We start from the raw sequence: 13,699 nt of genomic DNA, 5'->3' as shown, positions 1-13,699 counted from the left end.
GGCCAGTGAGAGTGAACCCTTTTTCGCCAAGCTTGGCTCGCCTCCGTACTGAATACGGGCGCTCTGTGTATATGAGGTATCTCAACTGCCGTATCGTCGGCTGAGCTTTGCGGTCAATCTCAACGGCTACGGGTGTTGATTTGCACCGAATCCTGACCCAGGATTTGCATCGAAAACTGACCCACCCCAAAGGCTGTTAGGTGTCGCTTTGTGCGGGTTGTTTGGCGGTGCGTTTCTCCTTCTTGGGCTGGGTGGTGCTGTGCTTGAAACGATAGCTATCGTTGCCGGTTTCAACAATGTGGCAGTGGTGCGTGAGGCGATCCAATAGCGCGGTGGTCATCTTGGCGTCCCCGAAGACGCTGGACCATTCGCCGAAGCTCAGGTTGGTGGTGATGACGAGGCTGGTGCGCTCGTAGAGCTTGCTGATCAGGTGGAACAGCAATGCGCCGCCGGTCTGGCTGAACGGCAGATAGCCCAGCTCATCGAGGATCACCAGGTCGGCATACATGAGTCGCGTGGCCAGGTGTCCCGGCTTGCCTGAGACCTTCTCCAGTTCCAACGCGTTGACGAGCTCCACGGTCGAGAAGAAGCGCACTCGACGGTGATGGTGCTCCACGGCCTGCACGCCGATGGCGGTGCCGAGATGGGTCTTGCCCGTACCTGGGCCGCCGACCAGCACGATGTTGTGCGCCGACTCGAGGAACTCGCAGCGGTGAAGCTGCCGCACCAGTGCTTCGTTGGCCCCGCTGCAACTGAAGTCGAAGCCGGTCAGGTCTCGGTAGGCTGGGAAGCGCGCCACCTTCATCTGATAGGCCAGCGAGCGCACCTCGCGCTCGGTGAGCTCGGCCTTGAGCAGACGCGACAGGATGGCCACGGCCGACTGGTAGGCCGGCGAGTCCTGCGCCGCCAGGTCGCCCAGCGCTTGTGCCATGCCGTGCAGCTTCAACGACTTGAGCATCTCCAACATGACTTCATGCTGCATGATGCACCTCCCGATCTCGCAAGCTGTCGTAGCGGCCGACGTTGGCCTGCGGTTCGACGTGCAGCGCCAGTGCCTGTGGTGAGGTGATCGGTGCCACGGGCTCGCCTTCCAGGAGGCGGCTGAGGATGTTCAGGATGGTTTGCTTGGACGGGGCACCCGCCTCCAGTGCGAGCTCCACCGCAGTGAGTACGGCCTGTTCGTCGTGCAACAGCACCAGCGCCAGGATCTCGACCATCTCGCGATCGCCACCAGGGCGTTTGAGCAGTGTGGATTGCAGGCGTCGGAAGCCCTCTGGCAGTTCGGCGAACGGTGCGCCGTTACGCAGCGCACCGGGCTTACGCTGCAGCACCGCGAGGTAGTGGTGCCAGTCATAGATTGTGCGCCCCGGAAGATGGCTACGGTCGATGTGCCGCACGTGCTCGGCAATCACCTGGCCTTCGGCCACGAACACGAGCCGATTGGCATAGACGCGCAGACTGATGGGCCGGTTGGCAAACGACGCCGGTACGCTGTAGCGGTTGCGCTCGAAGGTCACCAGGCAGGTTGGTGAGACGCGCTTGGTGTGCTCCACAAAGCCATCGAACGGCTGCCCCACGGGCATCAGGTGTGGCCGCTCCAGCGACCAGGCCTCCCAGAGGGTCATGTCCAGCTCAGGATGGCGGGTCTGCTGCCACAGCCGTACGCACTGGTCGGCCAGCCAGTCATTAAGTGCCGCCAGAGAGCCGAATGCAGGGATGCGTTGCCAGATGCGGTGACGGCTGTCCTGCACGTTCTTCTCTATCTGCCCCTTCTCCCAGCCCGAGGCCGGGTTACAGAACTCGGCGTCGAACAGGTAGTGGCTGACCATGGTGCTGAAGCGCAAGTTGACGTCACGCAACTTGCCCAGGCGCACGCGATCCACGGCGGTCTTCATGTTGTCGTAGATGCCGCGACGCGGGATACCGCCCCAGGCCACAAAGGCGTGGTGATGGGCATCGAACAGCATCTCGTGGGTCTGCAGCAGATACGCGCGCAGGAAGAATGCGCGGCTGTGGCTGAGCTTGAACTGAGCCACTTGCAGCTTGGTGCGCTCGCCGGCGATGACCGCCCAGTCCTCGCTCCAGTCGAACTGGAAGGCCTCACCCTCTGCGAAGCGCAGTGGGATAAAGGTGCCTCGCCCCGACGTGCGGGCTTGCTCCTGTTGCTCCTGGCGCCAGCGGCGAGCGAATGCGGCAACGCGATCGTAGGAGCCGGTGAAGCCCAAGGCACACAGATCAGTGTGGATCTGCTTGAGTGTGCGCCGTTGCTTGCGTGGCTTGTTGGCCTCGGTCTTGAGCCAAGCGGAGAGCTTGGCGGCATGGCCGTCGAGCTTGCTCGGACTCTGCCGTGCAGGATAGGCCGGTGCCGTGGTGTCAGCGCGCAGATAGCGCCTGACCGTGTTCCTGGAGATGCCCAGGCGTCTGGCGATCTCGCGCAGCGGGATCTGGTCGCGAAGATGCCAGCGTCGAATGATGCTCAGTATGGCCACGTCGATCACTCCGATCTCCCGCTCGTTGCCGAGCGGGACAGTGTTCTATACGTGGGTCAACATTCGATGCAAAAACCTACCTCGGGTGGGTCAGGATTCGGTGCAAATCAACACTCAGACTGCCCTTTCTTCTTGTCTACCTGAGAGGAGAACGGCGTAGCGACGTTATCGGGTGGTATAGGCCAAGGAGTAGCAGCGCATCCGGCAAGGGCACCACATAAGAATGTTGCGACCAAGCGAAAACCCCTTAGGGATAACGAAAAACCGAAATCTCCTTTCATAGTCTCGCCCTATTCGAGGTGCTCCCCTCGTCGAAATTCTGTCAGTGGCCTATCGCGAGAATTCTAGACATCGCTCGGGATGGATGTCTTCACGTGGGTGCCGCACGGAACGAGAATATTCGCCGATGGTCACGCCTTTCGCCACACAAGGTTGATTCGACAGCCTATTAATACGGGTGGACTCGTGTATACCCTTCTGAAGAAGGGCATACAGTTCGGGAGTTGATTTGTTACATACCTGCCCCCCTGGAGGCCACCGATGGACCGCTAGTTGCTTTGGAATGCAACTTCTGCCATATAGGTGCTTTACCCGCGCAGTGCACGGTACAGCTTTGAGTTTGTCGGCAAGGTTCAGACCGGCCGGTGCGGCTTAACGCTTGTATGCGGGCAAAAGGAAACAAGCTATCGCATGCAACAGGCCACGATTGTGTCCGCTGTTTGGCCTTGAGTCATTTGCCATCTCTGCCTTACGAGCCTCTTTTGCCAACCGCAGCCTCTCACGAGCGCTCGCTGGGGAGAAAAAATCTGGGTATTCTTCCAGCAACTCCTTAATCCTCTGCGCGGATTCTTCTTGGCTTTTTCTAAGCGCATTCACTGCAGCGTCGACGTCCTCAAAGTCTTTTTTGTTTGTCATTAATTATCCGAATATTTTTTTCAGCAAGGTAGCTTTTCAACACAACCCAGCTTCGACTATTCGGCAATAGGTCAAATTGCACAGGAATACTGTGTGCATTGTGGCGCCAAAATTCCACACCGCGAGAGCTGCTAACCAGCTCAGTCAGGAGCCTGCAATTTGCCAATTCAGTTGGCAAATTTCCAATGATTTCATCGGAAAGGGGGCAGTCGAAACCAAGTCTTGCAAACGTATAGGCACCGTTGTGTTTGGTTGAATGCTCTGAATCTTCAATTAGAAGCGCATTTCCAATTATTTTAGAAAATCCGAGACGCGCGGCAGTGTGTGCAGTAAGCGCGACCATCCTACTTGCCAGCCCTTGCCCTTGGAGATTTGTAACAACCTCCAGCTTATGCGGCAGAAGTTCCAGCGGGCGATTTGAATCTCTATCGAAGAGAATCGAAATCGACAGGGGATTGGCTATGAATTTGTCGTTTACAACGACAATATTGATTGCTTTCCCCCACATATCGACATTGACTTCACTGCCAACGGGCGCGCCAGCCAACAGTATCCAGTCCTTCTCGCTTCACCCAGTTTTTTGAGATGCCTCTTTTGATACCCAAGTGGTTACCTTTTCAGGGTTAAAAAGCTCCCTGGATTTCGCGTCCATGTGCACCAATCTGCCGATTTTTGATGGGATATCTTTCCAGTTCATTTAGGGGGGTGATGAAGGAAACGCAAAAACCTAATGAATGGGTGCCACGTGAGCAACCCACTCATCGGAAGGCGTTAAGGTCGTGACGCCTCAACCGCCCTTGCTCTTGAACAGACGCTCATGCATCCAACCCTCGCTGGTGGCAACGAGAACTGCCTTGTCCCCGGGGATGCCCGTCAGGTCGCGCTTGACTGACGGATACGCAGCCTGGATAGCCGGCATCTTTGCCCAGTTCGGAGCATCATTTACTTCGTAGAGGTAGTTGGCCTGTGAAACCTTGGTGCCAAACATGTCCGCAGGCTGTGTAAAGTTCTCGACCTCTTTGACCTTGTACTTACCACCGCAGAACGCATCCCAGTTGCCGACATTCCCAGCTCCGCCCTTGACAAGGTACTTCTTGCCCTCATCAGTCAGCGAGTACTCCACACCTGGCACCATCTGATTGCCGATGACGGCCTTCACCTGGGTGTCCTTGGCGGACAGCAGACCGGCACTCACAAGAGCGTCGGCTTGGTCCGATTGACTCTTAAGAAAGAAGCCGCCGGCCCTTGAGATGGAAAATGGCAGCTCCTTAGCGGGCACCATTACACACACACCCTTCCTCGTGTTCAGATAGTCTTGGATGGCCGACTGAAAATTGCTTTTATTTGCGTCCTGCTTGCTGCTGCAGCCTGCCAGAGCGACAAGACTGCCCACGGTTGATGCGATGAGGATGAGTTTCGACATTTTTTCGTTGTTCATAGTATGAGTTTTGACCTTTTATATCGGCGTCGCAGTCTGAATATTTACCCTCCTCGAGAAGGGATTGGGATTTCCCATAAGGCGCGATATGCCCTGAGTTGAAATCAATGGCAAGGTTTTGTCGAAGCAGGCGGCAAACTCGATAAATTGAGTAATGTCTGCGCAAGACCAGAAGAAGGAACCGTCCGCTTGCTATAGCGACACCCTTCAAAGGGTGTCTCGTTGGGCCATCGGTTTCTGGCAACACGCTCTCTGCTGGCATTCTGCCTAGCAGTTCGCACCCCTTGGCCCCGGCAAGCGAAGGTGGAAGAACCTTATTCCCTCGCGATATCGCTCGACATCAGAAACTCCCATGTATCGTTCGGCCGCATCGCGAAGCCGGACCACGGTGACGAAGGCGTTCTTGCTAACAACGGGGCGTGCGCTGATGTGCAGGTCGCATCTTCACCATAGCCGACCAACTCGACGACGACCGCCTTCGCGTTCTTCAAAATTTCGTCTGGCGTGTGGTCGTCAGTGGGCTCGCGATGACCACTCTGTGAATAGACGCGCAGCACTGCACGGCCAATCGCGGGGGCGTACCAAAGCAGTTCCTTGCTGACACCCGATACTGAGCACTCTGGTTTGTCGCACTGCCTGTCGCGTAGCTCTGCGTCCGACGAGCTCGGCTGACTTTTGAGCCATGAGGTGGAGCGCTCGATAACCACGGTGTCGTACGTGCCGGCGCCGACCTTTATCCTCTTTGTTCCGACCACTTCGCTAAATGACGCCGCCTTGTAATGGTATTGCCATGACATGCCGGGGCCAAGTTCGGATGTCAGCACCTCGTCAAACTCGTCAGACCATGATTTCCCACGCGAGAGCGGAAACGCCAGCATCCTGAATTGTCCGTCGCGACTGGCATTTACCGTCGTGTACGTGTCCACCTGCTCATCAATCTTTCGCAAAGCGTCGGCCGAGCCGGCCTCATAGCTTGCGACGCCGCCCTCGACCTGCTTGAGCGTCAGGGGAAACACCCGGCCGTTTCCAACGCTGTAGCACCATGTCGTCCCGACGGCCGGCAGAGTTCGAGTATCAGCGGTCGGCTCCTTAGCAGCCACCCACTGGCTGTTGCATATCGCTGCCAGCGTTGTAGCAAAAAGCGCCAGAAGTGCGGGTCGCCGAGAGATTGAGTGGAACATGAGCCTAGTCTGCGTTGTTGATTTTGATGAAATGATGATGCGCACCGGCATTCAGTTCGGGCAGGTTCCGTGCACAGTCACCCGCCCGTCCTTGTCCGCCACCACGTGGACGTTATGGCCGCTGAATTCGTAGCCTTGACCGTTCATGCCATGCATGTAGGAGAGCACGCCTCCACCTTCGAAATGCAGTGTGTGCGAAACCGTGTCGAACACGCGTGCAATCTCGTGTCGAACCACCTTCGAGATATCCGCCACGCTCAACGCACGCATGACAGGCAACCTCCCTTCGATGTTGCCATCGGCCCGATGACTGACCGAGATGCCACCCGCATGGGTGACCGTATAGCTGCCATCCGCATGTTCAACGCGCACGCCGTCTTGGATGTAGACCGCATCGTGGGGGCTCGATGGCGACACATCGTTCTGACTCGACATGGGTACGTCACTCCAGCAAGAACGAAGGTTTAGGAACTGGAAACGGAAGTCACCCGCCCCTTCACAGCGGTCGAACGTCGCCACCCAGGAAACGCTGTAGGGTGTTCTTTGCTGCGTGCTCCAGCGAGTCTTGCCCAGCCTCATGCAGCTTGCGCGCGGTGCGTGCCAAACTTTCCTCCGCGTCGTGGGCAGCTGTCTTACCCTTCTGCACCACCTTGTCGGTGGCCGCAGTCACCTTGTTCCAGGCGGCTTCCGCCCGTTCGCCCAGTGTCGACTCTGGGGCATAGTGCGTTCGCCAACGCAGATAGCCCCACACCGAACTGAACTCGCGGCCCGTTTTCTCCAACGGAAGGGAGCCATCCTTCAGGTAGCGGTCCAGGTCGATTCGGTCTTGACCCATGACTGGCGGGGGCGGTGGTGCAACTTCACCCTTGCCCCCCTCAGACAAGGGCGCATAACGCTCGAGTGTCCCCTGAGGGTCACGCTGAATGTCCGCGTTCAACTTCTGCCACTCGGCTCCCCAGTTAGCTTTCCACTGGGCGTCTTTGCGCTTGAGTTCCTCCAGCCGGGCCTTTTGCCGGAGTTTCCAGACCCCTTCATTGGTGGCGCCCATTGGCTTAAACCACGCACGCGAATCGTGCACGTAGTCGTCGAAGAACTTCACGACCCGAGGGTCCAGCGGCGACGTGTCGTTCCAATATTGTTTGACTTCGCGCCACTGTGCGACTTTTTCACCCCATATCGAGCGCTGAATTTTGAGCAACGCCGCAGCTGGCAAACCTGTATTTCGAAGCACCGTGGTCATCCAGCCATCCGAGTATGCGATGGAGTTTTCCATCTCGGCCATCGTCTTGGCTTCATCGCGTAGCTCTTCATTGGCGCCGCTCAGGTCCTGAGCGCACTGCAGGCTGAAATTTTGCGCTCGCTTGAAGAACGGCTGGTTCTCAAAGGTATCTGCGCCGCTACCCAGCCGCAGCCGACGCCAACGCAGATACAGCCCATATTGCACATGTGCCGCGCCCGTCGTCCCGCCGCCTTTCTTCCGAATCAGCGGATTGACCGCGTCAACGTACGCGTTGTAGTCCTTGATGAGCTGCGGTGAGATTTTGAGCGCCTCTTTAGCGCGCTGAGGAAGCGTCGCTGCAGCCGGATTCAGCGGCACGCCGGCAGCTACCGCTTCGCGGTACATCTTAGCCAACGTGACCTGCGAGACCTTGGTGCTGTCATCCGGCGCTCCGTCGGCCCGGCAGCCGCGTCCCTGGTCGCCCGGCTGATAGGCACCGCCCACGTCGGTATGGACGCCCGGATAGGCCAGTTCCAGGCAGTTGTTGGCCACGGCCTTGTCCAGCGGAAACGAACCACGAATCTCGTGAGCGGAGACCAGATGGACCGTCCGTTTGACGTATTTCGGAATGCGCAGGAATTCCTCCTGCCCCCATCCGCCGTGGCCCGTAGAGAACATGGAACTCTGAGCGAACCCCACGGACGCCACAGTATCGAGAATGCCAAGGAAGTCGAAGCTCACCGGCACACCAGCCAGTGTCATGTCGTCGTCCAGCGCATCCTTGAGCCAGTTGCTGAAGACACGTGCCTCGGCGGCCCCCCGTGAGAAACCAAACACGGACAAGCGAATGCGCAACAGCTTGGGCTTGCGGTCTGCGATTAGTTGCTTGAGCTTTTGCGAAACGAACTCGCGACGCCGTTTCAGTTCCTGCTTACGGGCGATGTCGTTCGGGAAATTATCAGCGGTGTCAGCCGCACCTCCGAGCGTGCGTACCGTGCTCGTGTCATTCAACTCTTCCGCTTCATCCCTTACCTTCTGTGCTTCGTCGCGTGCGGCTGCGGCGCGCTTGTGCACGGGGAAACTGAGGTCGGCTGAAATTTTGCGGACCGTGGCAAGGTCGGCACTTCCCATGGCTTTGCTGACATTGTCACCGTAGTAACGTCGGTACAGTGCGTCGGTTACCTGCAGCAGTGCCCAATTGATGCGGGCTTCGCCACCCCAACCTGCCATGAGACCAGCACGCGCATCATAACCACGACCAGTGTCACCTATCTCTTTCGGGAAGGGCGTGCCAATGCCTGGAATATAGACCTTTATCTGGTCGTCCTTTTCCTCGAAGAGGTCGAACAGTCGCGCCACGTTGCTGTGCGCTTGCTTGGGTGCATCCCGGTCCTTATTGTTGTTAGTGCCGTCGAAGAAGAAGCCTATACGGAATTCCTCGGTGCACTGCCCCGTGAAAGCCTCCATGTGGTTAGCCATGCAACGCGCTTTCTCGTCGAGGGTCAGAGAGAAAGGGTTCGCCTCTAGTCGTTCTAGTTCAGCCATCTCACCGCTCCTGCTTGGCATGCGGTACGCGTTGAGGATAAAACTTGGCGGCACAGCTTGGCTCAGCCATGCAAACATCCTCCGGGAACCTCAAATCGCGACTTGGGAAATTTGGAAATCCTGGTGACCAACGTGATGCGATGGCCCTTATCTTGTTGCCGGACAGGAAGGCAAGCCATAGCGTTGAAGGGTCACCATCTGGATAGGGCTCAACCGGCACCTGGGTCTTGTGGGTTGCGTCGCGGTCCTTGCGGTACAGCGTATCGTCCTGCCATTCCACTTCCACGGTCAGTCCTGAATGCCACTTTGTAGGCAAACCAATCGCGCCAGCAATGCTGTGGCCGCCTGAATGGCTTGACGTGCCGCCTACCCAGACCCCGTTCACAAATACCTCTCCCAGTCCCTCATCCATGTAGTTGAGCACCCGAACCTCCAGTCCAAGCCCCTCATCTTGCGAGGCCGCTTGCGCTTGCTGTGCGGGCTTGCAACCTCCGATGAGCGTCGCGAGTAGCACGAGCACGAGTGCTATCCAAGTCCGAGTTCTCATGGTTGTCCTGCCGTATCGTGATGTTGTGCCTGAATGGATGGCGGTACGCGTTGGGGATAAAACCTGGCGACACACGCAGCGCTCGCCATGCAAACATCCTCCGGATACTTCCAATCTCCGGGGAAGTTCACATGACCGGGTCCGTAGCTCGAAGCGATGGCTTTGATTGTTTTGTCCGGCGCGAACGCCAGCCAAAGCGCCGCCGGATAGTCCTTGCTGACATCATATGGCTCGACGGGCACTTGCGTTTTGTACGTCGCATCGTGGTCTTTGCGATACAGCGTGTCGTCCTGCCATTCGACCTCTACCGTCAGTCCTGAATGCCACTTCGGAGGTAATCCAATCGCGCCGGCAACGCTGTGGCCGCCTGAATGGCTGGACGTGCCGCCTACCCAGATTCCGTTCACATAGACGTCGCCAAGGCCCTCATCCATGTAGTTCAACACATGGACTTCTGAGCCAAGCTCCTCATCTTGCGGGGCAGCTTGTACCTGCGCCTGCGTTTGCTGTGCAGGCTTACAACCGCTAGCAAGCGTCGCGAGCAGCACCAACATGAGTGGCATCCAAATTCGAATTTTCATAGTTGTTCAGTCGCATCGTGACGTTGCGACTGCAGCAGCCCAGCCTCAGTCAATGCACCGGCGACCAGCCGGAGGATGGATGCATCATGGGCTTGCGCGTCGGCACCGCTGGAATCCAGCGCCGCACGGATGCAAGCATGGGCCTTGGATGGTTCGCCCACGAGCGGTCCCAACCAATGCTCGCTCGTCTGGACCAAGCGTAGCATTCCGTCTGGGCGGGCAAGCGAGTTGAAACGTTCCATCTGCTCCTGGCTGAATGCGTAGGGGGCATCGGTTTGGTCACACGCACCGGTATGGCTGACCTCCTCCAAGTCGCCATCGCGCCGGAAATACCACCACCGCATCGTGCCCAGAAATCGCTCACGCTGCGCGCCATCGAAAACTTGCAGCAGCATGTCCAAAGAGCGCGTGTCTGCAAAGCGGACGAGGAACGCCGTCCCCTCGTGGTCGACCGCTTCAAGCTGGTTCCTGAGATGCAGAAGCGGGCTCTGCGTTGACGCAGTGCAATGGAGGAAACTCAGCATCGGCGTGCCTGATGTTTCGCGCAGAGCAAACTCGAGAAATTCGCGTCGCCGCGATTCCTCATCTGGGATGCGCAGCACCGAAGGCGCAATTTCGGTCAAACCGGGGCCGTCATAGCGACCGGCATAGAGGGATTGCGGCTGCAAGTCCGGGAACCGGGCGTGCAGCCGCAGTGCAAAACCGGTATCGAAGGCATTGTCTATCAACGCGTGCACGTCCTCGCCGGGCAGCGCGCCGAGCAACTGCTCCACAGCAGTGTCCGGGAAATCATCCACCCACAGGGGCTGGTCACTGCGGTTGCGCGAAATCTGAAAACGTGTCGCCATGCTGCCAACGTTGTTCGAGTGAGTCGATGTGTCAGCCATTCTTGCTGCCCAGCGGATGGCCGCCGGCCATTGCGCGCAGCATGCATTCGACACAGATACTTTGCGGAAAAGACGGCAGCGGATATGGCTGATTCACTGGCCCATCAAAGCTGCGTTGTGCCGCCTTATACGTAATCGGTCCGGAGCACTCGACCGTGATGTTGCCGTTCTCCAGCGTGATGACTGCACCCGCTGCCGTCGCCAGGCGAATGCGCTTTGCCGCCGCGAAGTCCACATTCATGTTGGCCGACACTAATTTCAAGTCGTCCTTGGACATCAGCTTGAGCGTGTCGTGCTGAGCCTGCACGTCGATGTTGTCTTGGCCGGCAGTCAGTTGCAGGCCGATGTTGTTGTCGCCCGCCTTGGATAGCCCGGCCGCTACGCCGATGGCCTGACCCGCGTGCATGCGTGCTTGCTTGCCAATCGCCAGGTTGGTGTCCTGGCCGCTGCCCAGCGCGATGCTCTCGCCGTTGGCCAGTTGCAGGTCTTGGCCGGCTACCAAGACCACCCCTGCACGGCCATTGGCGTGCACCATGGCCTCACCCTGCTGCGGCACCTTGCCCTGCGCGCTGGTGTTGCCAGCACTGGCATCCTGTTTGGCCGCATCCAACGCCTTGCCATCCACCATGCCGGCGGCGGCTTTCTCCTGCTTGGCCAGCGGCGCGTTGTCATCCTTGGCCGTCGACAGGCCGGTGGTCTGATGCGTGACCGCTCCTTGCCCTAACGATGTGGTGAGCGCCTTGGCCTGCTTGATAAGCGCGATGCCGGCCGCGTTGTCGCCGGTCGGCACGGCTTTGCCGCTGGCGGCGTCCCGATAGGTGGTGAGCAGCAGGCCGGCCTGGCCGCGCACGGCGGCATGGCCGTCGGTGCGCAACTCGAAACCTTGCCCACGGAAGCTGCCGCGCCGATTGTCCTGCTGATGGACGAGATGGCCGAGATTGAGCTGGCTGTAGGCCTGCGTAGTTGCCAGTTGCGTGCGCAGTTGGCCGTCGCTGTCATCAAAGACGAGCTGGTTGTAGCCGCTGCCGCCATGTTCAGCGCTCTTGAAGCCGGTGTGCGCGGCGGCATTACGGTGCCCGTCTGTGTCGGTGCCCATGCCGTGCCATGCGGGGCTGTGGCCGCCAGCGAGGTTGCCTTGGGCGCTTGGGGCCATATCGCTACCTTGCTTGTAAAGCCCGGTCGCGTCATTTTGGGCTGCGGTTTGACCACCAGGCGTCGGCGCAATACCGGCCTCACCCTGACCGTTATAGAGGGCGCCAATGACGACCGGCTGGTCGATATCGTCTTCCTGGAATTTGACCAGCACCTCTTGTCCGATACGCGGCAGCCATTGCCAGCCCATGCCGGCACCGGCTTGGCGCTGGGCCACGCGCACCCAACGGCTGCTGCGGTCATCCGGCCGCTGCCCTTGCTGCCATGGGAAGCGGATGCGGACTTCTCCGGCGGGGCTGGCGTGATGTTCGCCATCGCCACCTGCTTGCATTTGGCCATCCGGGCCGACCACGATGGCGCTGTGGACGCCCTGTGCTGTGGGTTCAGAGTACAAGCGGCCCGTATCAGGGTGCGTGACCGCAGGGCGCCACGGACGGCGTGCGTCGCACGCACGGAATTGGCCTGCGTAACCGTGTGTTCGCGCAGCGGCAAGCAGGTCGGAGGCTGGCGCCATTCGATTGATAGGCGCATCCTCCTCTTGGAAACCGAAGCCGCCGACGCCAGTCTCCGGGGGCCCGGGCGGGGCATCGAATGTCAATGCAGCATCCAGCCCGCCCAACTTCTGGCCCAACGCGGCGTGCGTGTCAGCGGTCAAATTGTTGATGCCGCAGTGTTCAACCCCATCCATCAGCAGCGGAAACGGACCATCTGCATCTTGCGGCAGGTGCGGGCAACCGACGACTTGCAGACGCGTGCCACTGCGAAACGTGCGAACTGTCCCACTCCCGGCAAGCAGTAACGCGCGCGCTTCGATGCCTTCCATGACTTGCTCGGTGATACGCTGGGCGTTGGCTGCATCGGGGGCCAGTGAGGGGCTGACTGACAGATACGCGTCGGGGCTTGCCGCTCCGCCACCAAACCGCGCCGGCGCATGAGCCCGCACACTACGCTTGCCCTCCGGGTCCCAGGCAGCCACGGCTACACCACCCACGGTGGTGCGGGTGTGACACATCAATTGCTGGATGGCGTCGCGCTCTTCCAGGCTGTGCGCACGGTGGTAGCGGATACCGCCGTCAGCAGCCGATTCGGCATCTGCAGCCAATTGCGTGCTGTCGGCGAAAATCAGCAGTGTGTGGCCGTTGTGTGCCTGCTCGTCTTCGATGATGGTGAAACCCAGCCCCGCTTCGGCCAGCAGACGCGTGACAAAGTGGTAGTCCGTCTCGCGGAACTGGGCGATGTGGCTGCGCGTGCCAAATTCGGCCATGCGCGCTTCGGCGCCGGCTGCGTAGCGCCATGAGGCGTAGGGCTCATAGGACGATAGCACTTGCTCGAAGATGTCCGCGAGCGGCCGGTTCTGGAACACCTGACTGTGGCGCTGCTGAGTGGTGAGCCAGAACCACGGCACCACGGTCAGGCGGTAGCGCGTGAGGCTGCCGTCGGCGCCAAGCATTTCTGCGAGGCGGATGAGGCCGGTCCGCTTGGCTTGTGCGCCGTTAGCCAGCGTCGTGACCAGCGTGACACGTTGGCCGATGAGGGATTCGAGCGCGATGCGCGCGTTGGGGCTGACCGTGACGATGCGCCATTCGAATAGTTCGGAGAGGGCCTCCCGGCCGAGCCAGGCCTCCACCGCCAAGTCCACCAGGGGGCCGTCGCCTTCGAGGGTGTATAGGCGGTGAGCGGTGGCGAAGAGGTTTTGCAGCAGCGTCGTGGCGTCCATCATGGGCATGGCATATTCAAAATGCCCG

General features: G+C 59.3%; 11 protein-coding genes. All 11 read right to left on the bottom strand.

Going from position 1 to position 13,699, the window contains the following annotated elements:
• Positions 1-196 precede the first annotated feature (196 nt).
• Entirely contained in the window at positions 197-982 is a 786-nt protein-coding gene (istB, locus tag ACN9M1_RS24800; protein ID WP_426394882.1) for an IS21-like element helper ATPase IstB, read from the bottom strand.
• Positions 972-2,498 carry an IS21 family transposase gene (gene istA, locus ACN9M1_RS24795; protein WP_012760797.1) on the bottom strand — a complete coding sequence of 509 codons (1,527 nt, stop codon included), beginning with the start codon at positions 2,496-2,498 and terminating at the stop codon, positions 972-974. The genes istB and istA overlap by 11 nt, the downstream gene beginning before the upstream one ends.
• A gap of 883 nt (positions 2,499-3,381) precedes the next feature.
• Positions 3,382-3,951, bottom strand: a complete 570-nt coding sequence (locus ACN9M1_RS24790; RefSeq protein WP_426399509.1) for a hypothetical protein — start codon at positions 3,949-3,951, stop codon at positions 3,382-3,384.
• Positions 3,952-4,191: 240 nt separating this feature from the next.
• Positions 4,192-4,842, bottom strand: coding sequence for a hypothetical protein (locus tag ACN9M1_RS24785; RefSeq protein ID WP_426399508.1), 651 nt, complete (start codon positions 4,840-4,842; stop codon positions 4,192-4,194).
• 314 nt (positions 4,843-5,156) lie between these two features.
• The gene (locus tag ACN9M1_RS24780; protein ID WP_426399507.1) at positions 5,157-6,074 is read right to left on the bottom strand and encodes a hypothetical protein; all 918 of its coding nucleotides are present in this window, start codon (positions 6,072-6,074) and stop codon (positions 5,157-5,159) included.
• A complete protein-coding gene (locus ACN9M1_RS24775; protein ID WP_426399506.1) occupies positions 6,075-6,458 on the bottom strand; it encodes a hypothetical protein in 384 nt (127 codons plus the stop codon).
• Positions 6,459-6,519: 61 nt separating this feature from the next.
• Positions 6,520-8,787, bottom strand: coding sequence for a T6SS phospholipase effector Tle1-like catalytic domain-containing protein (locus tag ACN9M1_RS24770; RefSeq protein ID WP_426399505.1), 2,268 nt, complete (start codon positions 8,785-8,787; stop codon positions 6,520-6,522).
• A 1-nt stretch (position 8,788) separates the two neighbouring features.
• Positions 8,789-9,307: a DUF3304 domain-containing protein gene (locus ACN9M1_RS24765; RefSeq protein WP_426399504.1), complete on the bottom strand. Its 519-nt coding sequence runs from the start codon at positions 9,305-9,307 to the stop codon at positions 8,789-8,791.
• A 23-nt stretch (positions 9,308-9,330) separates the two neighbouring features.
• Entirely contained in the window at positions 9,331-9,888 is a 558-nt protein-coding gene (locus ACN9M1_RS24760; protein ID WP_426399503.1) for a DUF3304 domain-containing protein, read from the bottom strand.
• 23 nt (positions 9,889-9,911) lie between these two features.
• Entirely contained in the window at positions 9,912-10,763 is an 852-nt protein-coding gene (locus ACN9M1_RS24755; RefSeq protein ID WP_426399502.1) for a DUF4123 domain-containing protein, read from the bottom strand.
• A 31-nt stretch (positions 10,764-10,794) separates the two neighbouring features.
• Positions 10,795-13,671 (bottom strand): type VI secretion system Vgr family protein, encoded by a 2,877-nt coding sequence (locus ACN9M1_RS24750; protein ID WP_426400729.1) that lies wholly within the window; start codon positions 13,669-13,671, stop codon positions 10,795-10,797.
• Positions 13,672-13,699: the final 28 nt, after the last annotated feature.

The organism is Ralstonia sp. R-29 (genome assembly GCF_049913345.1).
Taxonomy (GTDB): Bacteria; Pseudomonadota; Gammaproteobacteria; order Burkholderiales; family Burkholderiaceae; genus Ralstonia.
Note: the sequence above shows the minus strand (reverse complement) of the source record. Positions and strands in the feature narration are given on the sequence as shown.